The organism is Brevibacillus soli, from assembly GCF_044759095.2.
In the GTDB taxonomy this organism is placed as follows: domain Bacteria; phylum Bacillota; class Bacilli; order Brevibacillales; family Brevibacillaceae; genus JBIYSM02.
Window position 1 is genome coordinate 1 of record NZ_JBIYSM020000036.1, and the last position, 26,400, is coordinate 26,400.

The 26,400-nt window shown below is 53.4% G+C and carries 27 protein-coding genes; 5 read left to right on the top strand and 22 right to left on the bottom strand.

The features are described 5' to 3' along the window. Positions 1-472: 472 nt before the first annotated feature. On the top strand, positions 473-1,495 hold the full coding sequence (locus tag ACE99V_RS14770; protein WP_400491998.1) for a YkvI family membrane protein: 1,023 nt from the start codon (positions 473-475) through the stop codon (positions 1,493-1,495). Here the strand turns inward: ACE99V_RS14770 and ACE99V_RS14775 are convergent. The 5 genes from ACE99V_RS14775 to ACE99V_RS14795 all read right to left on the bottom strand — a co-directional run bounded on the left by ACE99V_RS14775 (position 1,486) and on the right by ACE99V_RS14795 (position 5,577). Continuing rightward, complete coding sequence (locus tag ACE99V_RS14775) at positions 1,486-3,531, bottom strand: thioredoxin domain-containing protein (protein ID WP_400491999.1); 2,046 nt, start codon at positions 3,529-3,531, stop codon at positions 1,486-1,488. The two genes, ACE99V_RS14770 and ACE99V_RS14775, sit on opposite strands and share 10 nt — an antisense overlap. Before the next feature lie 134 nt (positions 3,532-3,665). Then, positions 3,666-4,034, bottom strand: coding sequence for an ArsR/SmtB family transcription factor (locus tag ACE99V_RS14780; protein WP_400492000.1), 369 nt, complete (start codon positions 4,032-4,034; stop codon positions 3,666-3,668). After that, positions 3,997-4,422 carry an SRPBCC family protein gene (locus ACE99V_RS14785; RefSeq protein WP_400492040.1) on the bottom strand — a complete coding sequence of 142 codons (426 nt, stop codon included), beginning with the start codon at positions 4,420-4,422 and terminating at the stop codon, positions 3,997-3,999. Before ACE99V_RS14785 ends, ACE99V_RS14780 begins: the two co-directional genes overlap by 38 nt. A 166-nt stretch (positions 4,423-4,588) precedes the next feature. After that, entirely contained in the window at positions 4,589-5,164 is a 576-nt protein-coding gene (locus ACE99V_RS14790; protein ID WP_400492001.1) for a GNAT family N-acetyltransferase, read from the bottom strand. Positions 5,165-5,304: 140 nt separating this feature from the next. Continuing rightward, a complete protein-coding gene (locus ACE99V_RS14795) occupies positions 5,305-5,577 on the bottom strand; it encodes an SRPBCC family protein (protein WP_400492041.1) in 273 nt (90 codons plus the stop codon). Positions 5,578-5,687: 110 nt separating this feature from the next. On the opposite strand from ACE99V_RS14795, the gene ACE99V_RS14800 reads away from it, so the two are divergent. Together ACE99V_RS14800 and ACE99V_RS14805 are read left to right on the top strand one after the other, a co-directional pair. Further along, positions 5,688-6,995 carry an aminotransferase class I/II-fold pyridoxal phosphate-dependent enzyme gene (locus tag ACE99V_RS14800; protein ID WP_400492002.1) on the top strand — a complete coding sequence of 436 codons (1,308 nt, stop codon included), beginning with the start codon at positions 5,688-5,690 and terminating at the stop codon, positions 6,993-6,995. 197 nt (positions 6,996-7,192) lie between these two features. Further along, a complete protein-coding gene (locus tag ACE99V_RS14805; protein WP_400492003.1) occupies positions 7,193-7,810 on the top strand; it encodes a hypothetical protein in 618 nt (205 codons plus the stop codon). 43 nt (positions 7,811-7,853) lie between these two features. Here the strand turns inward: ACE99V_RS14805 and brnQ are convergent, their stop codons facing one another. From brnQ to dacB, 12 genes are all read right to left on the bottom strand, one after another. Continuing rightward, positions 7,854-9,194 (bottom strand): branched-chain amino acid transport system II carrier protein, encoded by a 1,341-nt coding sequence (brnQ, locus tag ACE99V_RS14810; RefSeq protein ID WP_400492004.1) that lies wholly within the window; start codon positions 9,192-9,194, stop codon positions 7,854-7,856. 92 nt (positions 9,195-9,286) lie between these two features. Beyond that, entirely contained in the window at positions 9,287-10,645 is a 1,359-nt protein-coding gene (locus ACE99V_RS14815; RefSeq protein WP_400492005.1) for a purine/pyrimidine permease, read from the bottom strand. 2 nt (positions 10,646-10,647) lie between these two features. Beyond that, on the bottom strand, positions 10,648-11,439 hold the full coding sequence (locus tag ACE99V_RS14820; protein ID WP_400492006.1) for a putative hydro-lyase: 792 nt from the start codon (positions 11,437-11,439) through the stop codon (positions 10,648-10,650). An 84-nt stretch (positions 11,440-11,523) separates the two neighbouring features. Then, positions 11,524-12,696, bottom strand: a complete 1,173-nt coding sequence (locus ACE99V_RS14825) for an NRAMP family divalent metal transporter (RefSeq protein WP_400492042.1) — start codon at positions 12,694-12,696, stop codon at positions 11,524-11,526. A 37-nt stretch (positions 12,697-12,733) separates the two neighbouring features. Continuing rightward, positions 12,734-13,507 (bottom strand): LamB/YcsF family protein, encoded by a 774-nt coding sequence (locus ACE99V_RS14830; RefSeq protein WP_400492007.1) that lies wholly within the window; start codon positions 13,505-13,507, stop codon positions 12,734-12,736. Further along, entirely contained in the window at positions 13,482-14,525 is a 1,044-nt protein-coding gene (locus ACE99V_RS14835) for a 5-oxoprolinase subunit C family protein (RefSeq protein WP_400492008.1), read from the bottom strand. The genes ACE99V_RS14830 and ACE99V_RS14835 overlap by 26 nt, the downstream gene beginning before the upstream one ends. After that, complete coding sequence (gene pxpB / locus ACE99V_RS14840) at positions 14,522-15,253, bottom strand: 5-oxoprolinase subunit PxpB (RefSeq protein ID WP_400492009.1); 732 nt, start codon at positions 15,251-15,253, stop codon at positions 14,522-14,524. Before pxpB ends, ACE99V_RS14835 begins: the two co-directional genes overlap by 4 nt. Continuing rightward, entirely contained in the window at positions 15,253-16,071 is an 819-nt protein-coding gene (locus tag ACE99V_RS14845; RefSeq protein ID WP_400492010.1) for an IclR family transcriptional regulator, read from the bottom strand. The genes pxpB and ACE99V_RS14845 overlap by 1 nt, the downstream gene beginning before the upstream one ends. A 114-nt stretch (positions 16,072-16,185) precedes the next feature. Further along, positions 16,186-16,902 carry a YheC/YheD family protein gene (locus ACE99V_RS14850; protein WP_400492011.1) on the bottom strand — a complete coding sequence of 239 codons (717 nt, stop codon included), beginning with the start codon at positions 16,900-16,902 and terminating at the stop codon, positions 16,186-16,188. An 11-nt stretch (positions 16,903-16,913) separates the two neighbouring features. Then, complete coding sequence (gene panD, locus ACE99V_RS14855) at positions 16,914-17,306, bottom strand: aspartate 1-decarboxylase (protein ID WP_400492012.1); 393 nt, start codon at positions 17,304-17,306, stop codon at positions 16,914-16,916. A gap of 76 nt (positions 17,307-17,382) precedes the next feature. Further along, positions 17,383-18,444: an Ldh family oxidoreductase gene (locus tag ACE99V_RS14860; RefSeq protein ID WP_400492013.1), complete on the bottom strand. Its 1,062-nt coding sequence runs from the start codon at positions 18,442-18,444 to the stop codon at positions 17,383-17,385. 357 nt (positions 18,445-18,801) lie between these two features. Then, positions 18,802-21,696 carry a D-alanyl-D-alanine carboxypeptidase/D-alanyl-D-alanine endopeptidase gene (gene dacB / locus ACE99V_RS14865; RefSeq protein WP_400492014.1) on the bottom strand — a complete coding sequence of 965 codons (2,895 nt, stop codon included), beginning with the start codon at positions 21,694-21,696 and terminating at the stop codon, positions 18,802-18,804. Positions 21,697-21,864: 168 nt separating this feature from the next. Here dacB and ACE99V_RS14870 point away from each other — a divergent pair, with 168 nt between their 5' ends. Next, positions 21,865-22,410, top strand: coding sequence for a hypothetical protein (locus tag ACE99V_RS14870; RefSeq protein WP_400492015.1), 546 nt, complete (start codon positions 21,865-21,867; stop codon positions 22,408-22,410). A 120-nt stretch (positions 22,411-22,530) separates the two neighbouring features. Next, positions 22,531-22,866, top strand: a complete 336-nt coding sequence (locus ACE99V_RS14875; RefSeq protein WP_400492016.1) for an Mpo1-like protein — start codon at positions 22,531-22,533, stop codon at positions 22,864-22,866. Between the two features lie 78 nt (positions 22,867-22,944). Here ACE99V_RS14875 and ACE99V_RS14880 read toward each other — a convergent pair whose 3' ends face one another. The 5 genes from ACE99V_RS14880 to tenA all read right to left on the bottom strand — a co-directional run bounded on the left by ACE99V_RS14880 (position 22,945) and on the right by tenA (position 26,395). Continuing rightward, positions 22,945-23,067: a hypothetical protein gene (locus tag ACE99V_RS14880; protein WP_400492017.1), complete on the bottom strand. Its 123-nt coding sequence runs from the start codon at positions 23,065-23,067 to the stop codon at positions 22,945-22,947. Between the two features lie 85 nt (positions 23,068-23,152). Further along, positions 23,153-24,172 (bottom strand): ABC transporter substrate-binding protein, encoded by a 1,020-nt coding sequence (locus ACE99V_RS14885; protein WP_400492018.1) that lies wholly within the window; start codon positions 24,170-24,172, stop codon positions 23,153-23,155. Next, positions 24,169-24,957, bottom strand: coding sequence for an ABC transporter permease (locus tag ACE99V_RS14890; protein WP_400492019.1), 789 nt, complete (start codon positions 24,955-24,957; stop codon positions 24,169-24,171). Before ACE99V_RS14890 ends, ACE99V_RS14885 begins: the two co-directional genes overlap by 4 nt. Next, positions 24,957-25,730, bottom strand: a complete 774-nt coding sequence (locus ACE99V_RS14895) for an ABC transporter ATP-binding protein (protein ID WP_400492020.1) — start codon at positions 25,728-25,730, stop codon at positions 24,957-24,959. The genes ACE99V_RS14890 and ACE99V_RS14895 overlap by 1 nt, the downstream gene beginning before the upstream one ends. After that, positions 25,727-26,395 (bottom strand): thiaminase II, encoded by a 669-nt coding sequence (gene tenA / locus ACE99V_RS14900; RefSeq protein WP_400492021.1) that lies wholly within the window; start codon positions 26,393-26,395, stop codon positions 25,727-25,729. The genes ACE99V_RS14895 and tenA overlap by 4 nt, the downstream gene beginning before the upstream one ends. Positions 26,396-26,400: the final 5 nt, after the last annotated feature.

Sequence of the window (26,400 nt, forward strand, 5' to 3'; positions counted from 1 at the left end):
AAAATTACGTTAGGTGTGTTTGCCATTCTCAAAAAGGGCGAAAAAACTAATTGACATAGTACGCTTATACACTAAAATAAGACGGGCGGTGAGATATCCGCCCGTCAGTCTGTCGACAAACCCGTATGTATGTGTGAGGGACCGATTTCTCCAGCTACCCGCGAGCTGTGACGACCCGCTAGCGGAGCGGGGTGGGCGCGGGGATCCGCAGCGTCACCTCTGAAACGATATCGTAGCGACGCTACTTTGACGCTGCCCCCGCGAATCGCCGCGGAGCGGACAGTGACACATCCCTGCGGGGAGGAGGGCCGAGCGAAGCGGAGAAATCGATCCCGAATAGACACAATCCCTTTTTCGACAGTCTCACGGGCGGTGAGATATCCGCCCGTTTCTCCATCAATTCCCCTTCTGTTTTCGGCCATGCCTCATACACTTGTACTAGCAGATCTTGCGGGAAAGGAATTGGCATGGGATGAAGCTGTGGGGAAAAAGCTTTCAAATCGCCGCCACCTACATCGGCACGATTGTCGGTGCAGGCTTTGCCAGCGGACAGGAGATCCTCGCCTTTTTCACTTCGTACGGACACTGGGGGACGCTGGGAATCCTCCTTTCCACCATTTTGTTTGTATGGCTGGGCTATAAAATGATGTGGCTCTCCTCCTGCATGAAAACACCCTCGTACGAATCGTTCAATCAGCGGTTGTTCGGACCGACGATTGGCCGGGCCATCAACTTGCTCGTCTTCCTCACGTTGTTCGGCGTCACCACCGTCATGCTCGCCGGCGCAGGGTCCGTCCTGGAAGAACAGTTTCAATTGCCTTATGTGGCAGGGACGTCGCTGACCGCCCTGTTTGGTTACTTCGTGCTGAGACAGGGGCTCGAGCGGCTGCTTGCGGTAAACTCCGTTGTGGTGCCGACGATGCTGCTCTTTTCCTGTCTCATCCTGTTTACCGGCCAAGCCGAGTCTCCCCTGCCGGTAACCGCTCCAACGACCTATACCTTTCTCTGGAAAGCCGTCCTGTACGTCTCGTTTAATCTGGCGATGGCGCAATCTGTTCTGATTCCCATCGGCTGTACGATTCGCGAGCGACTGGTACTGAAGCGGGCTGCCGTCATCGGCGGAGGCAGCCTCGGCCTTTTGCTCATGATCGCCCATGCCGCGATGCTGGCGAATTGGGATGATGTCCGGTTGATGGACATTCCGATCGTCTACATCACAGACCAATGGAACGATTGGCTGCAGCTGTTCTTCGTCTTCGTCCTGTACTCGGAAATCTTCACCACACTGATCTCCAATGTATTCGGCATCACCCAACAGCTTCGCGAACTGCTGCCCATATCGGAGCAGCGCATCTACACGGCGTTGTTTTTGGCAAGCTTCCTGTTTTGCCTCGTGGGCTATTCACAGCTGCTGCTGTTCCTCTATCCGCTTTTCGGATACCTCGGTTTGGCCACGATGGTGCGCATCTCCCTGCCTCAGCGTCTCTACCGTTGAGACACCTGTTCACGAAACCGTTCCAGATAGGTTACCGGCGCCTGACAAGCGAAATGTTCACAGATGTAGGCAGTCACTTCTCCCGCCTGCATCTGTTTGTCTTTCACCGCTTCCGCTACGGTTCCAAGCGGGCCGGCAGGGTCATGCAAGATGACGAGAGCGAACGGATCGTACACTCGTCGGACAACCTGCAGGAACGACTGGGTCCACTCGTCTTCCGCCTTGCCGGCGATTACGATTTCCCGCACTCGTCCCGTGGCAAGCTGCAGCGCCAACAGCGAAAAGCTGTAGCCAATCGGGTAGTGTTGGATCCCTCCGGCAAAGGCTTTAAGCAATTGCTCGGCTTTTTCACCCAGCTCAGTCCGACCCGTCAGATGGAACAGCCGCAAGAAATTATACGCTGAGACGCCGTTTCCGGAGGGCGTCGCCCCATCGTAAATTTCCTTCGGTCGGGCGATCAGCTGCTCACCGTCGCTGCCGTAGAAGAACAGCCCTCCAGCCTGATCGTCCCAGAACAATCGCAGCAGGTCATCATTCAGGCGGAGCGCCTCTTGCAGATAGGTCGGCTCCTGTGTCGCGTCAAACAGCTCCAGCAGTCCCCAAATGAAGAAGGCGTAATCATCCACGTACCCCAGGTAAGCGGCCTCGCCACCCCGGTAGCGGGCCAGCAGTCTTCCCTGTTCGTTTTGCAGATGGTCAAGGATGAAACCGACCGCCTTTTTCGCCGCATGCAGGTACTTCTCTTCCCCCAAAACCAACCCGCCTTTGGCCAAAGCGGCGATCATCAAGCCGTTCCAGGCTGTGAGGATCTTGTCGTCCTTGCCTGGGTGCACGCGCTTTTCCCGATGCTCGAACAGCTTCACCCTTGCCTCTTCCAGCTTTTCTCTATGCTTTTCGCTGACGCTGCCGGAGCGAATCAGATTGGGGATACTGTGTCCTTCAAAGTTGCCGTGAACCGTAATATCGTACACGTCACAGTAGAGGGAACCCAGTTCCTCCCCCAACACTTCAAGAACTTCGTCAGGCTCCCAAACGTAGAATTTTCCTTCCTCCCCTTCTGAATCGGCATCCTCCGCCGAGTAAAACCCGCCGGCAGGGTCTGTCATATCCCGCAGAACATAGGTGAAAATCTCTTTCGCCACCTTGGCATAGGCCGGCTTTCCCGTCGCCTGAAAGGCTTCCAGGTAGGTATAGGCGAGAAGCGCGTTGTCATACAGCATTTTTTCGAAGTGGGGAACCAGCCACTCCCTGTCCACGGAGTACCGGGCGAATCCGAAGCCTACGTGGTCGTAAATGCCGCCCTGGTGCATCGCCGAGAGCGTTTTTTCCACCATCGAGAGGGCCTCTGAATCGCCTGTCGCCCGTGATTGACGCAACAGAAACAGCAGGTTGTGCGGTGTCGGAAACTTGGGCGCGTCACCGAAACCGCCGTATACGTGATCAAACTGGCGTCGGTACAGCTCTACCGCCTCCTGCAGCGTTTCGCTTGTCAGGGTGCCAGGATCCGTGCGGGTCATATGGGGCGTCAGTTTCTCGTGTATGTACTCCACCCGTTTAGTGATCTGATCCCTTTCATGCTCCCAGACCGCGGAAACCTGACGGAGGATGTCCATCAGGCCGGGACGTCCCCACTTTGATTCCTTGGGAAAATACGTGCCTGCAAAAAACGGCTTGCTCTCGGGCGTCATGATCACGGTGAGCGGCCATCCTCCCTGTCCGGTCATCGCCTGACAGACGGTCATGTAGATGTGGTCCACATCCGGCCGCTCTTCCCGGTCCACTTTGATTGAGACAAATTTTTCATTGAGCAGACGGGCGACTTCGTCGTCCTCGAACGACTCCCGCTCCATGACGTGACACCAATGGCAGGTAGAGTAGCCGATGGAGAGGAAGATCGGTTTATCTTCCTGTTTGGCTTTGTTGAAAGCTTCTTCTCCCCATGGGAACCAATCTACCGGGTTGTAGGCGTGCTGCAGCAGGTATGGAGATTTTTCATTTATCAATCTGTTAGGCTGCTGTCCTTCTTTCACCACCATTATGTAATCCTCCATTACTTGTTCACATTAATGTTAATCTTACCCAATCGAGAAGAAAAAAGACACTAACGAATGCGTGTTAGTGCCATTTAGCCATATTCGATATATGGTTCAAGCAGGGAATGTTCTTCTCATCACGAATCGTTATCCGCCTCTACAAAGTTTTTGAGAGCAGACAGTTTTTCATCCCAATATTGTTCAAAAAAGGCAAGCCATTCTTTTAGTTCGACCAGAGGTTCTGGCTGAAGTTTGTACCGAGTTTCCCGTCCGACCTTCTGACTACTGACAAGGCCCGCTTCGGAAAGAACATGCAGATGCTTGTTCACAGCAGTACGGCTAATCGGGAAGCATTCCGTAATGGCGGTAATGGGCATTTCCTTGTCAGCAAGCAATTTTAACAGACTGCGGCGAGTTGGGTCGGCAATTGCCTGAAATACATCGTGCTTGGACGGGGATGCGACCAATTTATGCCTCGATAAATGCGGGGAGTTTCTCTTTGACAATTTTCTCCCACCCGCCGTCCATCATGCCACGAACGACTGAGTGTGGTTGCCCAAACTCTGTGACTTTCTCTGTATCCCAGCCAGAATGAATCAGGGTGAACTCTGTTTTTCCATCTTCTAATTTTTTTAATTCAAAAACAAGGTGCCAATCCTTCCCCCAGTCAAAACCGACACGGTTCGGAGGGTCGAGTTCCGTTACTTTACAAGGTGAATCACCGAATGGACCTGCATGAAGGATGAAGTCTCGTCCCAAAATAGGTTCAAAAGTATTTGGCATCCACCATGCGGCAATACCTTCTGCTGTTGCAACAGCATTCCATACTTTTTCAATCGGAGCATTGAGTATAACTGTTTTCCGGATTTCTGGCAATGTTCCCTGTGTTTGCATAACCATGCCTCCAAATATTTTTATAACACCATTTGGTGTCATAAATGAATATAACACCTTTTGGTGTTATGTCAAATGCATTTTCTACCTTATCATAGCCCAATGATAAAACAAAAACTCATACCCGACTTGGCATGAGTTTATAATGATCGCTTACTCAAGTCTTTTATTTTTTAAACTTATAGACAGCCTTGATAAAGCCGCCAAAAACATCGTGACTAAAGATGAAACCACGACTGAGGTAAAAATCAAGCGCTTCATCGTTGCCATTTGAAACATAAATAAATACTAAATCAACATCGGGAAAGCTCTCAAGCCAGTCCATAGACATTTCAAACAGTCTGGAGCCAAGTCCCATGCCACGATATTGATCACGTACATACAAGTTATTTAAGCAACCAATCTTTTTGGGGAGATTAACCCAATCTGGATAAAAGCCTATACAGTTTTCAATATTTTCTACGGGAGCCCATTCTGGATAAGTGTTCTTACTACTGTTTTCAATATTATCTATGGTAGAGAAAACATACCCAACAGGAATACCATCGTCCTTCACAACAATAACCTGGCTTTCTAACGAACTTTCATAGCTTTTTTTCATTCTTGTGTCAAAGTTCATCGTGTCAAATTTCTCTGGTGCGATCGTAGCCTTTGATTTTTGAAAGGCCATGAGTTCGTTGCACAACTCTCTGCACTGCTCAATGTTTCCATCCTTCACAATTTCAATAGTTATGTTTTCCATCACTTCACCTCATTAAAAAATGTAAACTTTCTGTATTATCCAAATATTATTGAATAAGTAAGTAACCATTGAAATAAAAGATGGACATCGATCATAAAAGAGATGTCCCAAAATCATGTTAACCTTGTATTCGACCATCGTCAAGTTCTGTTGGTACCCGAGGTTCGTTCTGCCAATGCCTTTAACATGGTCATCTGCTTTGTTAAAATTCTTCGGGTTAACCAGCCAAACATACGCCCCATGAATTTTGCAAACCAGTTGGAATAGGTGAGATGACACTCGTACTGTAATCGGGTACCCGTTTGAATCGGCTCAAACCTGTAATAAACATCGACTGCAAACATTTTGTTTCCGATACGAACACCGATCAAACGAGGCTTGTCGTAGCAATAGTCCTGATATGTACGAACCATTATAACAAACAAAGAATTTTTTCCCGATCAACGACATATTTTTTATCACTTTTGGTTCAACATGGTATGATAGAAGATATGAATTCTCAATGAATGGAAGGAAATTCACTATGCACCTACTAGCCAAACAACTCAACGAAACGCTTCAACGCGAAAACGCACATGTGTACGAAATGTTGTCCGACCTTGGCAGACTGATCTACTTCCCGAAGGAAGGCATTTTGAGCCAATCCGCCGAAGCCAAGGCAAAGGCCCACAAGTACAATGCAACGATCGGCATCGCTTTGGAAAACGGTCAGCCCATGCATCTGAAGGTCATCCAGGACACTCTGTCGGCGTATTCTCCAAAAGACATTTACGAATACGCTCCACCGGCGGGCAAACCGGAACTGCGCAGCGTATGGCGGGAAAAGATGATTCAAGAGAACCCGTCCCTTAAGGGTAAAACATTTGGAAACCCCATCGTAACCAATGCGCTTACGCATGGACTCAGCATCGTCGCAGATCTGTTTGCGGACGCTGGCGACTCCGTCATTATCCCGGATAAAAACTGGGAGAATTACGAGCTGACCTTCGGCGTTCGCAGAGGGGCCGAAATCGTCAACTACCCGTTATACAACGCCGAAGGCACATTCAATGCAGACGGGCTGCGTGATGCCATTCTCTCCCAAAAGGAAAAAGGAAAAGCCATCGTCGTGCTGAACTTCCCCAATAACCCAACCGGCTATACTCCTGGACTCGAGGAAGGGAAGCAAATCGTTGCGGCGATAAAAGATGCAGCGGAAGCGGGTATAAATGTCGTGGCCGTAACTGACGATGCCTACTTCGGACTGTTCTTTGAAGGTTCACTGCACGAATCCCTGTTTGGCGCATTGAGCGACCTGCACCCTCGCGTTCTGGCAATCAAGGTGGACGGGGCAACCAAGGAAGAATACGTCTGGGGATTCCGCGTCGGTTTCATCACCTATGCTGGAAAAAGCGACGCTCTCTTGCAGGCACTGGAACAAAAGACTTTGGGTATCATCCGTGCCACGATCTCGAGCGGACCGCATCCGTCACAAACCTTTGTCCTCCAAGCCCTGAAATCACCGGAATTCCACGATCAAAAGCTGGAGAAATTCAACATCATGAAAGCCCGCGCCAACCGGGTCAAGAACTTGCTGGACAGCGGCAAATTCGACGATGCCTGGGAATACTACCCGTTCAATTCCGGCTATTTCATGTGCCTGAAATTGAAAACCGTCGATGCCGAGTCGCTTCGCGTTCACCTCTTGCAGCAATACGGCGTAGGGACGATTGCCCTGGGCGAGACGGACCTTCGCGTGGCCTTCTCCTGCATCGAAGAACAGGACATAGACGAATTGTTTGAACTGATCTACCGAGCTGTGAAAGACGTTGAACAGCGCAACGTTCAGTAAAGATGATCGAAAGGCTTGCCCACTTGCGGCAAGCCTTTTTGTTGAAGATTCTTTTGCAGCGGTCTGCAGACCATTAGCTGTCAGGCACATTTGCCTATCTGACTGAATACCCTGCTCCTGATACAGACAAAAAGGAGGAGAATTCATACACAGACGATCTTCTCTTCCAAGCCTAGCGGGAAAGGAGGTTCCTTCGGATGTTCGGCTTTTTGAGAAGGCCAACCGTCAATCAGCACCTTCAGCCATTGATCCCCGACTGGTTATATGGTTCGGTTCAGTCAAAAGTTACGCCCGCCAGTAAGGTCAAACACGAGGATATCAAGGTCATGGTCGTATCCTTGCGTGGAGAACGTTTTCCATTGGTGGCGGCTTATGTCAATGAGTTCAACAAACAGGGTGTCTTTATCTTGTATAAACGGATCGACGGCACCTACCGCGAAGTGTATGTGAAAGAAATCCCAGTCCACTTCGTTCAGGTCTATGGCGACTTGGCAATTGTAGTGAGCGGACGGGCTGGCAGCAGTCCAGGAATTTTGCGCGACGAACATTTTATCATTCGTCAGACGCCTTCTGGATACAAAGAAGTATGGAACGGCATGGCTACCTATGTGAAAATGCTCCCCGAGGTTCCCCCGCTCTTTTATGAAACGGGCAGTGTCCTGTTGGATCAGGACGGGCGGAGGTTGCTTTATACGACACTGCGGGAAACGTACCATCGAAAAAACCTGTCAGTTCCCATGACGAGACAGAGCTTCTACCAGATATACCGTTACAGTGAGGAGAGCCACATTTACATCCTGCAGACCTCCGGTTAACGAAAGAAGAGGGACCCTGAGTGAAGAGTCCCTCTTTCCATTCTTACATCGTTTGTGCCGGTCGAATTTCCTCCGGCTTTCGTTTGTCTGTCCATTTGTCCAACCCGTAACCCAGGACAATCCCGACAAGAGCGGGCATCAACCAGCCTACACCTTTTTCATGGAGCGGCATGGTTGCAAAGAACGGGTCCCAAGCGCGGGACAAAAACATCGCATTGATCATGTCCCCTACGCTGAACAGGGCGACGAATCCCACCGTTACCCGGTGGACTGCTGATGATTTATTGCCGGAGCGATCCAGTAAGGCTAGTACGATCAGCACGATCGCAACGGGATAAATCGCACCTAAAATCGGTACTGACACCTGAAGAATCAGCGTCAATCCCAGATTGGCGATCAGCATGCTGCCTGCGCAAAGGAGCTTTACGCATGTCGCATAGGATATGCGTGGAAAGACTGCCGTGAAGTATTGGCTGCACGAGGTGACAAGCCCGATGGATACACAGAAGCAGGCAAGTGTAAAGACCAGCCCCAAAATCAAGGCGCCACTCGTGCCAAACAACTGATGTACTGCGTAGGTAAGGATGTTTGCACCGTTTTTCGCATCAGGTAAAGCTCCACTCGATGCGCCAAGGTACCCCAGTATGATGTAGATCGCGGCAAGAAGCAGCCCTGCACCGAGACCGGCTGCCATCATGTATCTCGACAGTTGGCTGCTGTTCTGTACACCTTTTGATCGAAGCACATCCGCCACGACGATCCCGAACACGAGAGCAGCCAGCGCGTCCATTGTCAGGTAGCCATCCAAAAATCCTTGAAATGCGGGGTGTGACAGGTAATTCTCATCCGGTTCCCCGGCAGCTCCCAACGGTGAGAACCAGCTTTTCACAAAAATCACCATGATCAGTGCCAATAATAGGGGTGTGAGCATTTTCCCGAACCGGTCCACCAATTTGGACGGAGACAGGCTCAACCACCAAACGAAGCTGAAAAAAACGACCGTGTACAGAAACAAGGCGACTGGACTGCCGCTCCACTCCGCAGGCAAAAACGGGCCCATCCCCATTTCAAAGGCTAAACTTCCCGCACGCGGGATGGCCAAACCTGGCCCGATTGATACGTAGATCAGCATCGGAAACAGGACAGCGAAGGATGGATGGACGCGACGCGCCATCGCCTGGAAACTGCCGGCTTTGGCAACTGCCGCTACCCCCAGGATCGGCAGCCCGACCGCGGAGACGATAAATCCGGCCAAGGCCAGCCAGACGTTTTCGCCGGCGTTATACCCGAGAAACGGAGGGAAAATCAGATTTCCTGCCCCGAAAAACATGGAAAACAACATGAAGCTGATAAAGACAAGCTGTTTTATTGACAAGCCCTGCATGGTTTTTCTCCCTTTTTAGAAACAGATTCTAGCAGGTTTCCATGCAAGCTACTAGTAGATTTGAGGTATTCGCAATTGCAAATGAATTCCGGCTATCTCGACCATTTGTTCCTAGTCTCCTCCACCCGATCCAGCCATTCGCTGCCAGAGCGGTAAACCGTCGGCTTTGTTCTTTTCACTCCCGCTCCAGCATCATCTCTCACCTTTGTGGCTTGCTCCAGCAGGATACAGGTGAACACTCCTACCAGCAGCCCGTTGCTCGCAAGCGGACTGATGAATGCCGGAAGCTGCGACAAGAACGCAGCGGGAAGAAACATGCTGCCCATCCCTGTCATCAACGAAATCCCGACCACATAGCGGTTCCGCTCATCGAGGCCGGTGTCGGCAAGTTCTTTTAGGCCCATCCCGATCATGTTGGCAAAGGAAAGAAACACACTGGCATAACCTACCGGTACGGGAATGGATGCGAACCACATGGTTACCGGCGGAAAAAAACTAATGAGAAGAAGCAGCAGACTGCCAAGCAAAAACGGCAGCTTTTCTTTCATTTTGGTGGTCAGGATAAACCCGGCGGTATAAGAGAGCGGCACGAAGCCAACCGTGGAGAAGACGCCGGACAGCATCTGACTCCCCCCCATTACCAGAACGGAACGGTTGCGGTCTGCGGTTTCATCCGTCTTGACGACCTTTTCCACCGCTTCCACACTGGCCATCAAATTGCTTAACAGAAGCAGCGTAACCAGAAAGGAGGTGAACAAAATGGCGCCGTTCCATTCCGGCCATCCCCAGACAAAGAGCTTCGGAAGAGAAAACCACCCGCCCGTCTGCGAGTCGAAGGGGTGGTACAATCCGGCCAATGCAAACAACGACCAGCCGAAGACAATGGCAATGAGGACGGAGAAGCTTCGAAGCAGTCCGTTCCGACTCCTCGCCAGCGTGATTGCGACGATCAGCGTTGCCAGAGAGATCGCTGACGCCGACCAGTTGACGGTCTGTGACGAAGTGCCGAGAATGCCATTGAGAAAGGGACCGCTCATCTGAGCCACCAGCAGCAGAAAATAGGTTCCGATCACCGTAGGCGTAAACAACTTGCGAACGGGCTCCATCCACTTGAAAAAGCTCATCAGCAGGAAAATGACACCGCTGGCCAGTAATCCCAGTTCAAATGCCTTCAAAATGTCCAAAAGGCCCATACCCATCCCGGAGGACAGCTGGGCGAAGAGCAGGAACACGCCCCACCAAAGAACGGCCGGTCCCTCCATGATGGGAAGGCGATGACCGAATAGCGCTTGTAAGATCGAAACAATGCCCAGCACAAACAAGGTTCGTTGGACAAATTCGGCGATCTCCTGTGGTGTCAACCCGTAGGCCTGACCGATGGCCAGCGGCGCAACGACACTGCCCGCCAGGATAAACATGGCCCATTGGACAGCCGATAGCGCAGTACGCATGTTTACAATACCCCGAACTGCTCGTCACGCAAGTCAGTGATAAACATGTGTCCGGGTGCGTGAGTGATCATCAGTGACGGTTTGACGTGCATGGCGACCGCCTGAGGAGTGACGCCGCACGCCCAGAATACAGGAACTTCCCCCGGATTGATTGGAACCGGATCGCCAAAGTCGGGTCGTTCCAGGGAATGTATGCCGATCGCCTGCGGATCTCCAATGTGGACAGGAGCTCCATGTACGGCCGGAAAGCGGGATGTCACCTGTACCGCCCGCACCACCTGTTCACGAGGGATGGGTCGCATGCTGACCACCATCGGCCCCGCGAATCGGCCGGCCTTTTGGCAGTCTATATTGGTAACGTACATGGGGACGTTGCACCCTTGGTCTATATGCCGGACAGGAATACCGTTGTCCTGGAGGGCTTGTTCAAATGTAAAACTGCAGCCGATCAAAAACCCAACCAGGTCATCCTGCCAGAGATGCTCGATGCTTGACACCTCTTCCGCCAGCTCCCCGTTTCGATAGACCCGGTATTTGGGCAAATCGGTTCTCAGATCCGCTTCCGGTGCCACCAGCGACGGAACAGGCGAACCGGGTTCGGTGACATCCAGCACGGGGCAAGGTTTGGGATTGCGCTGACAAAACAACAGAAATTCAAAGGCAAGCTCTTGCGGCAGTACGACGAGATTGGCTTGCGTGTACCCGTTGGCCATCCCTGAAGTAGGCTTCTGCCAACGGTTGTCTCTCATCAGCTGACGCGCTTCCTGCGGTGTCAAACGTTCGACATTGTTCATGTTTCCAGCCTCCTTTTACCTCTTCTTTGGAGTATATGAGACCGCAGGCCGGCTACAGCCTGCGGTGAGCAGGGAACGAAACGATTATTGCATCAGTTTGGGAATCTCATTGATCAACGTGTAGGCACCCATGATGGCCATGGCAACGACCACGATCCCCCCGAAAATGGTCATCCACAGCGGATGCTTGTAATCCCCGACGATATTTTTGCGGTAGGCTGCGACCAGCATGACCCCCAGTGAAATCGGCAGGATCAACCCGTTCACGGATCCTACCAGAACCAGGATTTTCACCGGTCTGCCCACCAGAACAAAGACAAGCGTAGAAAGCGCAATGAAGCCGACAATAATCCACTTGTGGGCGGATTCGATCTTTTCATGGAAGGTCCGAATAAAGGAAACGGACGTGTAGGCAGCGCCGATAACGGATGTAATAGCCGCAGCCCACATCACCACGCCGAAAATCCGGTAGCCTACTTCACCCGCAGCCAGCTGGAACACCGATGCCGGCGGATTGGCCTTGTCCAAAACGAGCCCCTGCGCAACAATTCCCAATGCTGCCAAGAATAAGACAATTCGCATGATGGACGCAATCGCGATCCCGGATACGGAGCTTTTCGTCACTTCCGGCAGGGCGGAGACCCCTTTTACCCCGGCGTCAAGCAGACGGTGTCCACCCGCAAAGGTAATATACCCACCAACGGTTCCTCCCACCAGGGTGACGATGGCCAGCATGTCAATCTGATCCGGAACGAACGTTTTGACGACGGCTTCACCAACGGGCGGTGCGGAGACAATCGCAACGTATACGGTCAGGATGATCATCACAAAGCCCATTACCTGCGCAAAGCGGTCCATCATTTTGCCAGCTTCGCGCACGAGGAAGATCCCAATGGCAATCACCGCACTGAATAAAGCCCCCATCTCCGGAGTCATTCCGAACATGACGTTCATGCCCAGGCCGGCGCCGGCGATATTCCCGATGTTGAAAGCGAGACCGCCCAACACGATGAGCAGCGCGACGAAGTATCCCAAGCCGGGAAGTACCATGTTGGCGATGTCCTGGGCCCGTTTTTCCGATACGGCGATGATCCGCCAGACGTTCATCTGCGCCCCGATATCGAGGATGATCGACATCAGGATGACAAATCCGAAACTGGCTGCAAGCTTTTGGGTAAACACGGTCGTCTGGGTCAAAAACCCGGGGCCGATGGCCGACGTGGCCATCAGGAATGCCGCTCCCAACAGCAGGCTCATGGTTGACTCTTTTCTCACAACATAACCCCCTTCTGCGTCATTCGTTATTTTTATGTTTCATCGCCTGCACCGCAATGTCGGCCGCTTTTAGGGCTTCGCGGATGTGACGAGCAAACATCAAGGCGTGTTTTCCGTCGCCGTGAATGCATACGGTTTCTGCCTGTATGGCGATGTCTGTTCCCTGTTGGGACAAGACCTTGCCTTCCTTTACCATGCGGATGACCTGCCGGACTGCCTGTTCGTCGCTTGTGACCAGCGCATCCGGCTGTGTTCGCGGGGTGAGCGTGCCGTCTTGCTGATAGGTGCGATCAGAAAAGACTTCGTTCCTGACCCGAAGTCCGACCGCTTTGCCCTGCTCAATCAATCGACTTCCCGCCAAGCCGACCAAAATCAGTTCCGGATTCACCCGATAGACGGCCTCGGCAATGGCCCGAGCCAGGTCTTCCCGGGTAGCAGCCATGTTGTACAACGCACCGTGAGGTTTGACATGCTGCATCACTCCCCCTTCTGCCTGAATAAAGCCGTTCAGTGCACCAACCTGGTACACCACCATGTCGTATGCTTCCTGAGGTGAAATCGCCATGTTGCGCCGACCGAAGCCCATCAGGTCCGGCAATCCCGGATGTGCCCCGATTTCCACTCCGTGGGACAGCGCTCGTTGGACCGTTTTCCGCATGGTAGCAGGATCTCCGGCATGAAACCCGCAGGCGATATTAGCCGAAGTGATGTAAGGCAGGATCTCCTCGTCACATCCGATCTGGTACGCCCCGAAACTCTCCCCCATGTCACAGTTCAAATCCACTTGGTACATGCGATCTGCCTCCTATCCTTTGTTTCAACATGATTCCCAGCTTTAGCTGGCGGATGTGATTCTCCCTCTCCACATACAAATACTCTGCCTCTTCCCTGCTGATTTCCTCAAAACGCAGGGTATCTCCCGGTTTGGTCTGCGCGATTACGGGCAAATCAACGGTTGCAATCTGTGCAATTTTGGGGTAGCCGCCGGTCGTTTGTCTGTCAGCCAGAAGGACGATCGGATTGCCTTCTGCCGGCACCTGCACGGAGCCGAAAGCGACTGCCTCAGAGATCAGTTCCTTTTTCTCCGCCAGGTTCAATGTCGGTCCTTCCAGCCTGTAGCCCATGCGATCCGACTGCGGCGTGACACGAAACGGCCGGGTAAAAAACGCTTCCCTGCTTTCCGGGGAAAACCACTCAAACTGGTTTCCGCGCATCGCACGAATGACGGGCTGTGCCCGGTAGGCTGGCATAAGCTCCGGTGCAGCTCCCCATTCAGCGGCGGAAAAAGCGCCTTCCCCCCGTTGCGATTGAAGCTGTCCGATCAACAGACGCCCCTGCTCTGACGGGATTCCGATCGGAAGTTCATCTCCTGTCAAAAGCGACCTGCCGTTAAATCCCCCCAATCCTGCCCGGAGATAGGTGGAGCGGCTACCCATCACTTTCGGCAGTGGAAAGCCGCCCGCCACAGCCAAATACGCCCGGGTGCCATTGCGACAGCCGCCGAACCGTACCGTCTCTCCCTTTTTTACCAGGATCGGCTTCCACAGAGGCAGTGGGATGCTGCCAACGGATGGCGAAAGATCAGCGCCACAGATGGCGATCAGAGCGTCAGCTTCAAATTGCAGCGTCGGCCCCAACAGTGTCATTTCCAGTGTCGCTTCGCTCTCCTGGTTGCCGACCAGCAGATTGGCGATGCGGTGGGCAAACGGATCCATCGCTCCGCTGACGATCACCCCGTGCTTCTGGTAGCCGTAGCGCCCCAAATCCTGCACGCTGGTCAACAGACCAGGCTTGATGACACGTATGCTCATCCGCGTCCCTCCTCATAGGCGAAATACTCCTCCAGGGTGATGGGGACAAATCGCACCTGATCTCCAGCCCGCAGCAAACTGGGCGGATCTTGTTGCGGAAGAAACAGCTTCAGCGGCGTTCTGCCGATGATCTGCCAACCGCCCGGTGTCTCCATGGGATAAATGCCGGTTTGTTGGCCGGCGATGCCGACCGAGCCAGCCGGAATTTTGAGACGGGGTGATGTGCGGCGCGGTGTGGCAATTTTGGGGGACATGCCTCCGATGTACGGAAATCCGGGTGCGAAGCCGATCATATAGACCAGATACTCTCCGCCGGCGTGGATGGAAATGACCTCTTCTTCGCTGATTCCGTGATGCCGGGCGACGTCCCCCAGATCCGGTCCCATCTCTTTTCCGTAGCAGACGGGAATCTCCACGATTCGCCCCTCGCTCGCTACACTGGAACCCAGATGGGAAACGATTTCTCGAATTCGCCTGCAAACCCATTCAAAAGCAGGAAGGATTTCGCCCGCTGTAGTATTCCATTTTTGCTGCTCGTACACCTGAACCGCGTCATAAAAAACAGCGACGGTCGTGTAGGCGGGAATGTATTCTACCATACCCGGCAGCGGATGTTTTTCCAGATACGCGGACAGTTGTTTTACCCGTTCGTGCGTTTCCGTTTGTATGGCGGTACCGAACTGTACCAGCACTGCCTGATCTCCTAATGGAAGCAGTTGTAACGGCATTACCGCACACCTCCTCTCAATGGCTTGTTCCAGCCCAGTTTGGCGGAAATCTCCTGCGCCGCCGATTTTGTCTTCAGGATCAGCCGCGGCAGGTGTTCGGCCTGAAAACGGTTCTCCGGCCCCACAATACTCAGCCCGGCAACAACCTGACCCGTGTGGTCGAAGATCGGCGATGCGACGGCCGACGTGAAATTGGCCAACTCGGAGTGGCTGACGGTGTATCCGGTTTGCCGCGCTTCCTCCAGAACTCTGCGCAAAACTTCCTTGTCCGTAATGGTATTGTTGGCAATCGGCTCCAGCTGGACCGTTTCCAGATATTGTTCCCGCTGCCTCCTCGGAAGATGTGCGAGAAGAATCCGCGGGCAGGCGCCTGCGTACATCGGTGCCCGTCGACCGATCGCGGTATAGACGCGGACCGGCTCGTTAGTGTCCACTTTTTCCACGTAAATGGCTTCATCGCCATCGCGAATGATCAAATTGACGGCTTCCCCGATCTCTTCTTTCAGCCGCTGCATGACCGGAAGCGACATCCTGCGAATGTCCAGGCGCTCCGTCACGGCATGTCCAAACTGAAGAAACGCTAAACCAAGCTCGTAGACACCCGTCTGACTCCGTCTTAAAAAGCCCGCCTCTTCCAGCGTCGTCACCATCCGGTGAACCGACGTTTTCGGCAGACTGGTAAGGTTCACAAGTTCTTGCAGCGTCAACTGGGGGTGATCCAGAAATACATACAGGAGTTCTACTGCTTTCACAACCGTTTTGTTCGTCTCCGGCAATGGCTTCCCTCTCCATTCCGAAATTCGGAACTGCTGTTCCATTTTTTCGCTTTGATATTGCTCATTATACGACGGTTGTATAAAAACACAAGATGCAATTTTCAGTTTTTTAACACAAAAGAGAACCACCTGTGCGCAGTGGTTCTTTTTGGTGTATCATCGCTTTAAATAGGAACAGATTCGGTTGTATAACGTTTTATCCTGTAATTTTTGAAACAGGGAAAGTGCAGGGCGAAAGTTGGCTTCAATTATCCACGGCTTTCCGTCCACGTCAATTCCCATGTCAATTCCGACAAGCCGCAAGCTTTTGTACACGTTTCCCAAACGATGGGCCGTCATCAAAGCAACCTTGCGAACATGCGGGAGGATCTCCGAAGACTGCTTCACATCGGACAGCTCGATGGCAGTCCGGAGCGGCACTACCTTGCCGCCGCTTCTTCTGATGTTGGTGACGACATATCCAGGCCCCGCCACCTTGGCAAGCCAACCCGTTACTCTCCACGTCTCCCCTTTTTTCCGTTGAACCATCACGCGCAGGTCAAAAGGGCGTCCGTTGATACGGCCGAGCGGGATACGCGGCTGAAGCAGGTACGGCTTGGGAATGAACAAGGAACGCAGATAGGACAACGTCGGTCCCTTGCCTCGGATCGTTCGCTTGGTGCTTCCGGTGTGGATCCGGTACGTGTCCTCTTCCAACCTGGTCAGCTGGATCACGCCAGCACCGCCTTGGCCCCCCGACGGTTTCACCATCACGATCGGATATCGGTCCGTGTACTCCCAAAGCGTATCGGGAGTAAACAGGCTGGTGTGCGGCAAATACTCCTTCAACCGCTCATCTTGCTCCATCAGCTGATGTTTGCTCCACTTCCCCACATTTGGTACTTTTATGGCTCCGTCTCCCCATTCGTAATAAGATGATGCTCTTCGATTTTGGTGATACGGTTTTGCTCGTCGACAAATACCACACGCGGCACCAACGCGTCCACTTCCGAATCGTCATACATTCCCATGCTCAGGATGATGACGAGATCGCCCGGTTGAAACAAGTGAGCCGGGGGCCCGTTGAGGCAGATCTTGCCCGACCCTTCCGGAGCTTCCAGCGCGTATGTCTTCCACCGTGTCGCGTTTCGCACGTTGGTGATCTGAACAATCTCGTACGGCTTGATGTCAGCTGCTTTCATCAGCAGCGCATCGATCGTAATACTGCCTACGTAGTGCAGTTCCGCCTGTGTCACCGTCGCCCGGTGAATTTTTCCCTTGCACATCTGTCGTTGCATATTCCCGCTCCTTTCCGCACACAGTCACATCAGTCTATGTGTTGCTGTCTGTCCGCGAAACCCGATTGGCCATTCCTTACTCCAGACGCGCACCGGCCAGGTCTACACCGTATGCTGAACCCATCTCCTTCAACTCACGCACGATCGGCGGCGCCAGTGGGATACCGGTCAGCTTGCGCTGCTTCATGGTACGCAGTTCCAGCTCTCCTGGGATCAAAATTTCGCTGATGCCATCTGCTTTGGGCACTGCTTTCACTTGACGGATGTACGTATCCATCCTCTGCCGAAACAAATCAAGCGGCATAAACCGATTGATCTCGATCGCCAAAAAGACATGGCCGACATTTTGCGAATGCTCCCAGTTGTCGTACAGGCTGCAGACGGACTCTCCAAATCCGGCTCCCGTCAGTACTCCGCAGAGAATATCAATAAACATCGCGATCCCATATCCCTTGGGGCCTCCAATGGGAAGGATCGTCCCCTCAAGTGCTTTGTCCGCATCGGTCGTCGGCATTCCGGCGGCATCCAGCGCCCATCCATGCGGGATAGACTCTCCCTTTTTCGCTGCCAGAGCAATTTTCCCTCGTGCCGCCACACTGGTCGCCATATCGAGTAAAAACGGGGGTTCTTCACCTGCAGGAATCCCGATCGCGAGGGGATTGGACCCGAAGAACGGACGAATGCCGCCCGTTGGCGCCATGGTTTGCGGCGCATTGGACAGCACCAGCAAAATCATTCCTTGCTCAATGGCTTGTTCCGCGTAGAACGAACAGGCCCCAAAGTGGTTGGATTTTCGCACACCGATCACTGCCGTCCCGTTTTTACGCGCTCCCTCCAATGCCAACGAAAGGGCTTTTTTCCCGACCACTGCCCCCAACTGGTTTTGTCCGTCCAATAAAGTGGAAGCCTCCTTCCGTGAGACGACCGCGGCTTCGTTTTTTGGTTCTACCAGGCCCCGCTCAATTCGCTGCACGTAGATCGGCATGCGCGCCAATCCATGCGACTCGATGCCGCGCAGGTCCGCGTGAAGGAGGGACTGGGCAACCGTTTCTGCATGCTGCCGGGGAACTCCCGCCCTGGTAAACACTTCTGCAGAGAAATCTTCAAGTTTTTTCCACTGGAACAGCGTCGAACTCAAAATCCTTCACGTCCTTTCATCAGAATGTGCCGGGGGTGTGATACGATCTGAATATGATATGTTCTCGCCCTATGCACGGACACGTACAACTGCCTAATAGCACCACTCAGCTATACCGTACGCTTCACTGGGCGGGACCCAAACAAAAAGAGAATGCCCCGGACAGGGACATTCTCTTTTTTGGTGTATAAGAATTTATAAATTTGGACATCCCATACAGCCGCTAGAAAAGTGTTCGGGGCCCCGCCCGGCGAAGCGCAAATACGGGGCCCCCAAAAAGTAATCGGAATACTCTGCATAGCTACTCTTCACTTTTTGGGGTGGTCTTGAGCCGGGTGGGTTTTCTTGCAAGCTGGGTTAGTCTTCATAGGAAGCCAATGCGACGGCGATCTGGTCCTGAATGTCGGTTAATGCCTTTGCTTCCTCTGTGTATCCGTTCAAGATAATAGAGAAGGCAAGTTTTTGGCCGGCTTTCGTGGTGACGTATCCGGAGAGGCTGCTTACCCCGGTTAGCGTGCCGGTTTTGGCACGTACGTTGTTCTCGGCGGCGGTGCCCTTCATCCGGCTTTTCAACGTGCCGTCCACACCGGCAACCGGCAGTGAGTCATAGTAGACGCCGAATTGTTTCTGCTTTGTCAGATTCTCCAGCACGGACTGGATGTGTCGGGCGGATATGAGATTGTAGCGGGTAAGGCCGGAGCCATCCACCATGTCGAAGTTGGTGTTGCCGCCCATGGACTTGATCATCTCCATCACGGTATCCACTCCTGCTGAAGTGCTTCCCTCGCCAATCTTGACCGCTCCCATAGCCTTGGTAAGCATTTCCGCATAAAAGTTGTCGCTCTTCTTGTTCAGATAAGTGATGATCTCCTTGAGAGGTTCAGAGACAAACTCCTTCCACTTCACGGCGTTTGTTGGCACCTGCCCGATCGCAACGGTGCTGCTGCCGTCAAAATGGATCCCCTGCTCCGCAAGCTCCTCTTTCAGAACAGTACCCAGATAAAGCGCGGGGTCTTCTACCGGTACGCGCTCATAGTCACCGGTCGTGTCGAGCGGCAGGCTGCCTTTGACCCGGATCGTATTGGTCGCCCGGTCACGTTCGATGCGAAAGGTATTTTCCCCGGTTGGCTCCGTAGTCGTGGCTTCGTTGATCAGTGTAACGTACTTGGTTTTTGGCCACAGGGTGAGCTGTACCGGTTCGCCTGCTTTTGCCCCGGGCTCGTATTCCACCATTACGGTTCCGCGGTTCAACGCCAGCGCCCCCAAGAGCGGATTGTAGTAGTAGCTTTCATCATCCCATGCCCAGCCAAGACCGAGACGCTGTGCGTCAAAATAGCTTTCGTCCAGCACCAGGTTGCCGTTGATTTTCTTGACACCATGGTCTTTCAACCATGCGGCGATCTCTTCTACCGAGACCCCTTCCTGGACCTTGAGGCTGTCTTCCGTATGCAGCGTGGGATCACCGTATCCTTTTACGTACAGATCACCTTGGAGGACGCCGTTTTTGGGCAGTTCTGATGGGGCGTACAGTTCCGTCTTAAAGCGGTACTCTTCTCCAAGGCCGGTCAGGGCCGCTGCGCTGGTCAAAAGCTTGAGGTTGGAAGCCGGCGTAAGCAGGCGGTCGGCATCCCGCTCGTACCAGACGGCTTCTGATCCATTGTCTTCAAGTGCCTTGACAATAACACCAGCCGTTACCCCTTTTACGGCCGCCTGATCGAGGATGGGATCGATCCATGTGGACAGCTTGTAGCTTTTCGCCACCGGCTGCGTATAATCGGAAGGTGGAGTCAGTTCTGGATAGGCAGCCAGTAAAATCGCGATTTTATCCTGCAGATCACGCGCGTATTTGGATTTGTAAATACCGTTGATCAAAATAGAAAAGGCCAGTTTGTCTCCGTTTTTTGCGGTGATGTAGCCGGACAAGCTGTTTACCCCGCCCATGGAACCGGTTTTCGCGGTCAGGTTGTTTTCCGCCGGAGTATTTTTCAAACGGCTTTTCAGCGTACCGTCCACGCCTGCGATGGGCAGTGTCTTCTCCAGTGTTTCACCGTAGTCCTTTTCCTGCACGTAGGCCAGCAGGTTTACCATCTGCCCGGCCGTAATGAGGTTGAAGCGGGACAAACCGGAACCGTCCTTCTGGCGGTATCCCGTCTCCACGCCGGCCTGGCGCAGGACCTCCGCGACAACCTCGCTGCCCGCCTCGGCACTGCCCTGCCCTTTTTGCGTCGCGCCCAACGTCTTTAAAAGCATTTCCGCATAAAAGTTATCACTCTCTTTGTTCAGCTCCATCAAAATATCTGCAAGCGGTTGAGACAGGTGTGTGTGCAGCGGAACACCGGTGTCAAGTTGTGTCTTTTTCACCTCTGCCTGTTGTTTCAGCTTGATACCGGCGGCTTCCAGCTGCTGCTTCCATACATCCGCTACGAACATCGCCGGATCTTCCATCGTCACGTCCTCCTGATACGGCTCTGCCTGCTTTCCGATCGTACCGGACAGGGTGACGACGTTCTTTCCGCGATCCCGTGTCACCGTGATGTCGTCTTCCGCCCCCTCGACGATCTTCAGGCGGTTGACCAGCTGCAGGTAGGATGTAGCCGGTTCCATCGCAAGCGTTGGAGCCTCTCCCACGTTTTTGTCAGGAGTAATGGTCACGGTGATGCTGTTTTTATGTACGGCTAGCGCGCTCAACTGGGCACTGTATCCATACGGCTCGTCGTCCCACATCCAGCCGTACCCGAGGCGAACGGAATCGAAGTAGCTTTCATCAACCAGCAGGTTGCCGTTGATCTGGGTAATGCCTTTTTCCTTCAGAGCTGTGACAATGCCTTGAAGATCTTCGACAGAGAGCGAAGGATCGCCGTACCCCTTCAACACAAGGTCTCCATGTACCACCCCGTTTGGCAGGATGGATCCATTGACATACACTTCCGTCTTGAACTGGTACTCAGGTCCCAGCTTGTCCAAAGCGGCCATGGTGGTGAAAAGCTTCATGTTGGATGCGGGCACATACGATTTCTGGTCATTGTGCCGGTACAAGTACTCCTTTTTGTTCAAATTGTAAACTACGATGCCGGCGTGCATCCCGATACTGTTCTCGTCCCTGGTCAGGTCGAGCAGGAGCTTCTCGACGTGAGCCGACAGAGGATCGGTTGTATGCGTGCCCCCGTGCGCGTATGCGGGAGCCGCGGCCAAATGCATGGCCAGCATACAGGTCAACAGCCATTTCCAAGCGATATGGACCGATCTGTTCATAATACCCTCCTTGCCTTAGTTTGGATAAAATTTGAAACTATCAACAATGATAGCATTTTGTCCTACTTTTCAAAATATTACTAAAATCACATGTGATAGATGATACATAAGTCCCTCTTCTCTTCCCATACTAAAGAATGGGTTTGACAAGAATGGGAGGTATGCAATGTGTGGAAAAAAGGTTTCCTGGTACTGTTGCTATTATTCGGTGCATGCAGCTCGGCAGGGGCCCAGCGTACCGACATATCCGGGTTGAAGGTGGACAGCACGCCAGCCACTAACCTGCAGGATCTGGTCCGGCGCTGCGACATGATTGTCTTCGGATGGACCGACAGCGCTCATCAGAGTTATCCTACCCGGGAGCGGGTTCCCGAGGGGCGCAAGGTCAACTACGTTCAATCCATTCATGTCAAGACCGCCCTGAAGGGAACAGCGCCCCGTCTGGTAGACTTGTTAAGCACAGGAGTTGAACCGCTGCCTGATCCGGAAAACCCGTTAAACATGACGTTTCCCGGTCCGCTAGCAGAAGGCGATTACCTGCTCTTCCTGCAGCCGGTCAAAGGGACCAGCCTGCACAGTATCGTTGGTCTCTGGCAGGGCGTCTATCCGGTGTACGAAGGCAAAACCATTGCGCTTCGGAATGCCGGTTTTTCTGAGTTAAACGACATCACCGTTTCCCAGGTACAGCAAAAATTAAAGAGCCTTTCTCCATAGCCGACAAACCTACTCGCCCGTTCATGTGGCGGGCGCTGTGCTCGCGTGGCAATGGAGGATTCCTGAATGCCCACGAAGAATAGGAATGCAAAGAAATTCCTTTCTGACGGGAGGCATGTCATGGCGAAACCTTCTTTTCGTTCCTTTGCAGATTTTTGGCCGTTTTACCTCGCACAGCACAGCAAACCAGTCACGCGACGGTACCATTTTATCGGCACCTCTATGGTGTTCCTCTGTCTGCTTGCCGCGATCTTTTGGCAATGGTGGGCTGTTCTGCTCGCCCCGATCATCGCTTACGGATTCGCCTGGTACAGCCACTTCTTCATCGAGGGAAACAAACCGGCTACGTTCGGTCATCCCCTCTGGTCTCTTGGCGCCGACTTTCGCATGTTCTGGCTCATGCTGACTGGAAATCTGGACAGAGAATTGAACCGCTATCAAATCAAAAGCCGCTGACCCCTTGGTCAACGGCGCAAAAAGGGACCCCACTCGGCTCAGCGATAGCTAACTCCGAGTGGGTTATTTTCATGTTATTCATCCCCGCATCGACAGTACATAGTACGCATAACCGGCGATGGAGAGCGCACAGATTGCGATGGTTCCGATGAAAGCCCATATGACAAGTTTGTTTTGCTGTCTCTCGCGATTATCCCTCATGAAAACTTCTCCTTGTCCAATTTTCACCTTCCCATTATAAAACGTGTGCATGGAAAAAGAAAACTCCCCCGCAGGGGAGTCGCCATCATTCTGCCAGATTTTTCATGACCTCTTCGGCTTTTACATCCTTTTTGATCAGCTGTTCCTGCTTCATCCAATCGCTCAAGGTCTGCCAGGATTCAGCCGTTTGGCTGCCAAACGGCTGGCTGCCCGCATCCATCAGCGGAAGCAGAATATCCAGACTTTTCTTCTCCACGTCCTCTTCAAGCGGAAACTCTTTCGCCTGCTTGGAGAGCAGGAGCTGCAACGCCTTTTCCTTGTTTTTCGCCACGTAGTCCTGACCTTTGGCAGCGGCACGCAGGAACGCTTTCAACGCCTGCTGTTTCTTGCCCAGAGTGGCGTCGCTGGTGGCGATGACCAGTTCGTAATAATCCGGTACCCCGAAGTCGCTTGGCTTCATCACGTTAACCGGAATGCCGTTTTTCTCCAGGATCACCTGCTCGTGGTTGATGTATCCGCCTACCACAGCGTCCACTTTCTTCGCCGTCAGCGCCGGGACGATGTCGAATCCGATGTCGGTAAACTTCAGACCGGAGTCGTCCCCGCCTGCCTTTTTCACCACGGTGCGGACGATCGATTCATCCAGCGGGATGGACGGATAACCGATGTTTTTGCCGGCCAGGTCTTTCGCTTCACGGATGCCGCTGTCCTGACGGGTCATAATCACGTTGAGCGGGTGCCGCACGAGGGCCGCAATGGATACGACCGGAATGTCCTCGGAGCGGGCCTGTACGACCTGCGGCTGGTAGCTGATCGCGGCATCCACCTTGCCGGCTGCCACCATTTTCAACGGGTCGTTGCTGTCGGACGGCATCTGGAGGTTTACCTTCAGATTTTCTTCTTTAAAATACCCTTGTTCCTCAGCCGCGTAGAGGAAGGAATGAACGGCGTTCGGATACCAGTCCAGCGCAATCGTGAGTTCGGTTGGCTCGTTTGCGGCCGGAGCGGTTTGTCCGGTGCCTGCCGATTGGCTGCCGCACGCGGCGAGACCTGCTGCCAGGATCACGGGTAATACGATTCGGGTTGATTTCCAAAAGCGTTTCATGGCTGGACTCCTTTACTTGGTTGTTTGTTTTTCGCGACTCGAGCATGGGGGGCCCATTTTCGTTCGACGACCCCTACGAGCCAAAACAGCAGCATGCCCAGCATCGACAAAAGCAGGACCGAGGCGAACAAGGCGGGTGCCTGAAAGTTTCCGGATGCTCTGCGGCCAAAATAGCCCAATCCCTCGCTCGCGCCCAGCCACTCGCCGATGGTTGCGCCGGCCACGCTGTAGGTGGCGGCTACCTTTAACCCGCTGAAAAACGCAGGCAGACTGGCGGGCAGCTGCAGCTTGGCAAATATCTGGCGTCGGTTTGCTCCCATCGTCCGCAGCAAATCAATCATGTCCCGATCGGCGGAACACAAGCCGTCATAGGTATTCACCACGATGGGAAAAAAGGTGAACAGAATGGTCACCGCGATCTTTCCCGACAGATCGTAGCCAAACCACAGGATGAACACCGGGGAAAGGGCGATGATCGGGATGGTTTGGGAAATGACGATGTACGGATAAATCAGCCGCTCAATCTTCCTGCTCCCGTGCATGGCCACTGCGAGGCAAACCCCAAAAACCACCGACAGCGAAAGGCCGATGCATACTTCGCGCAGCGTCGCCCATAGGTGCAGGCCAAAAAACAGGTCGCGTAGCTCCCACAGGGAAAGCAATACAGCACTGGGGGGCGGCAGAATGAACGGCGGGATGGCAAACAGACGGCACACCGCTTCCCAGCCCAGCATCAACAGCGACAGGGATACGCCAAACCAAACGACCTGGCTGCGAGGCTTCATCAGGCATACCTCCCCATCAACGGATCCTTCTGACGCCTCAACAGTGCCCACACCTGCTCCCGAAGCGCAAGGAAGCTGCTGTGGTTACGGCAGACAGCCTCCCGCGGCCGCGGGATCGGCACCGGTAATTCCACCGCGCGGGTAATGGGCGAATCCAGCAGCACCACCACCCGATCGGCCATCAAAATAGCCTCGTCGATATCGTGGGTGATCAAAAGCAGGGTGGTCCCGGTTTGCTGCCACATATCAAGCAGCCATTCCTGCATGTCCATGCGGGTGATACCGTCCAGCGCACTAAACGGTTCATCCAATAGCAAAAGGTCTGCCCCGGTCAGCATGGCACGAAGAAAGGAAACGCGCTGACGCATGCCCCCCGAAAGCTGGGACGGGTACGCTTCTGCCCAGGAATCCAGACCGAATCGCGGCAGTTCCGCCCGTACCCGCTCCAAAGCCGCCTTGCGCGGAACGCCTTGAATTTCCAGAGGAAGCGCTGCGTTTTCTGCAACCGTTCGCCACGCCATCAGCATATCCCGCTGCGGCATGTAACCGACCCTCCCCAGTCGTTCGCCCGAAGGCACGCCGTCAAGACGGATGGTTCCCTCATCAGGCTGCAGCAGCCCCGCCGTCAGCTGAAACAGCGTACTTTTTCCGATGCCGCTCGGGCCGATCAGGCTGACGAATTCCCCCTGATTTACGGTCAGATGGAATCGGCGCAGGAGAGGTTGGGTCCCGTAGGAGAAGCTGACGTCGGAAAAGGCTAGCTTTTCACTCAAGGCCAAAGCTCCTCCCGATACGCCATCTCCCAGAACAGGTATTCCATCCGGGAAGTCGTCAGGAAATGCTCTTCGAATCGGGCCAACTCCTGCTCGCTTTTTCCATTCGCGAGCTGATTCATCATGGCGATCAGCCATTCGGCCAGCTCCCCGAACTCAGGCGAGCTGTAGGTGCGAACCCACTCTCCATACAGCTCATGCTCCAATGCCCCCGGGATATCGGCCAGCCGCTTGCCGATTTCCCAGTAGCTCCACATGCAGGGCAGCAAGGCACTGACCAAATCACCAAGCGACCCCTGGTACGCCACTTTCAGCATATAGCTGGTGTAGGCGAGCATCGCAAAAGAGGGCTCTGTTGCTTCCAATTCTTCGTTCGAAATTCCGAAGCGCTCCGCGTACTGACGGTGCAGCGACATCTCCGAGTTGAGCGTCGCTTCCTGAAGAGCCGCAAATCTGGCGCTGGTGGCCAGATCGTGCGCTTTGGTGCTGGCAACGGCAAACAGTTTCGCATATTCAATCAAAAACAAATAATCCTGCTTCATGTAAAAGGCAAATGATTGCGGATTCAAGCTTCCGTCACCCAATCCGGTGACAAACGGATGCTGATGAGTCCGTTCCCAGATCGGATTAACATTCTTCCGCAAACGGTCGGTAAAGGCTGCCATCTTGT

Bases quoted from the DNA above. Each gene is read 5' to 3' on its own strand.
- ACE99V_RS14770 (WP_400491998.1), top strand. From the start codon at position 473: ATGAAGCTGTGGGGAAAAAGCTTTCAAATCGCCGCCACCTACATCGGC.
- ACE99V_RS14775 (WP_400491999.1), bottom strand. From the start codon at position 3,531: ATGGTGGTGAAAGAAGGACAGCAGCCTAACAGATTGATAAATGAAAAA.
- ACE99V_RS14785 (WP_400492040.1), bottom strand. From the start codon at position 4,422: ATGCAAACACAGGGAACATTGCCAGAAATCCGGAAAACAGTTATACTC.
- ACE99V_RS14790 (WP_400492001.1), bottom strand. From the start codon at position 5,164: ATGGAAAACATAACTATTGAAATTGTGAAGGATGGAAACATTGAGCAG.
- ACE99V_RS14795 (WP_400492041.1), bottom strand. From the start codon at position 5,577: ATGGTTCGTACATATCAGGACTATTGCTACGACAAGCCTCGTTTGATC.
- ACE99V_RS14800 (WP_400492002.1), top strand. From the start codon at position 5,688: ATGCACCTACTAGCCAAACAACTCAACGAAACGCTTCAACGCGAAAAC.
- ACE99V_RS14805 (WP_400492003.1), top strand. From the start codon at position 7,193: ATGTTCGGCTTTTTGAGAAGGCCAACCGTCAATCAGCACCTTCAGCCA.
- brnQ (WP_400492004.1), bottom strand. From the start codon at position 9,194: ATGCAGGGCTTGTCAATAAAACAGCTTGTCTTTATCAGCTTCATGTTG.
- ACE99V_RS14815 (WP_400492005.1), bottom strand. From the start codon at position 10,645: ATGCGTACTGCGCTATCGGCTGTCCAATGGGCCATGTTTATCCTGGCG.
- ACE99V_RS14820 (WP_400492006.1), bottom strand. From the start codon at position 11,439: ATGAACAATGTCGAACGTTTGACACCGCAGGAAGCGCGTCAGCTGATG.
- ACE99V_RS14825 (WP_400492042.1), bottom strand. From the start codon at position 12,696: ATGAGCCTGCTGTTGGGAGCGGCATTCCTGATGGCCACGTCGGCCATC.
- ACE99V_RS14830 (WP_400492007.1), bottom strand. From the start codon at position 13,507: ATGTACCAAGTGGATTTGAACTGTGACATGGGGGAGAGTTTCGGGGCG.
- ACE99V_RS14835 (WP_400492008.1), bottom strand. From the start codon at position 14,525: ATGAGCATACGTGTCATCAAGCCTGGTCTGTTGACCAGCGTGCAGGAT.
- pxpB (WP_400492009.1), bottom strand. From the start codon at position 15,253: ATGCCGTTACAACTGCTTCCATTAGGAGATCAGGCAGTGCTGGTACAG.
- ACE99V_RS14845 (WP_400492010.1), bottom strand. From the start codon at position 16,071: ATGGAACAGCAGTTCCGAATTTCGGAATGGAGAGGGAAGCCATTGCCG.
- panD (WP_400492012.1), bottom strand. From the start codon at position 17,306: ATGCAACGACAGATGTGCAAGGGAAAAATTCACCGGGCGACGGTGACA.
- dacB (WP_400492014.1), bottom strand. From the start codon at position 21,696: ATGAACAGATCGGTCCATATCGCTTGGAAATGGCTGTTGACCTGTATG.
- ACE99V_RS14875 (WP_400492016.1), top strand. From the start codon at position 22,531: ATGGCGAAACCTTCTTTTCGTTCCTTTGCAGATTTTTGGCCGTTTTAC.
- ACE99V_RS14880 (WP_400492017.1), bottom strand. From the start codon at position 23,067: ATGAGGGATAATCGCGAGAGACAGCAAAACAAACTTGTCATATGGGCT.
- ACE99V_RS14885 (WP_400492018.1), bottom strand. From the start codon at position 24,172: ATGAAACGCTTTTGGAAATCAACCCGAATCGTATTACCCGTGATCCTG.
- ACE99V_RS14890 (WP_400492019.1), bottom strand. From the start codon at position 24,957: ATGAAGCCTCGCAGCCAGGTCGTTTGGTTTGGCGTATCCCTGTCGCTG.
- tenA (WP_400492021.1), bottom strand. From the start codon at position 26,395: ATGGCAGCCTTTACCGACCGTTTGCGGAAGAATGTTAATCCGATCTGG.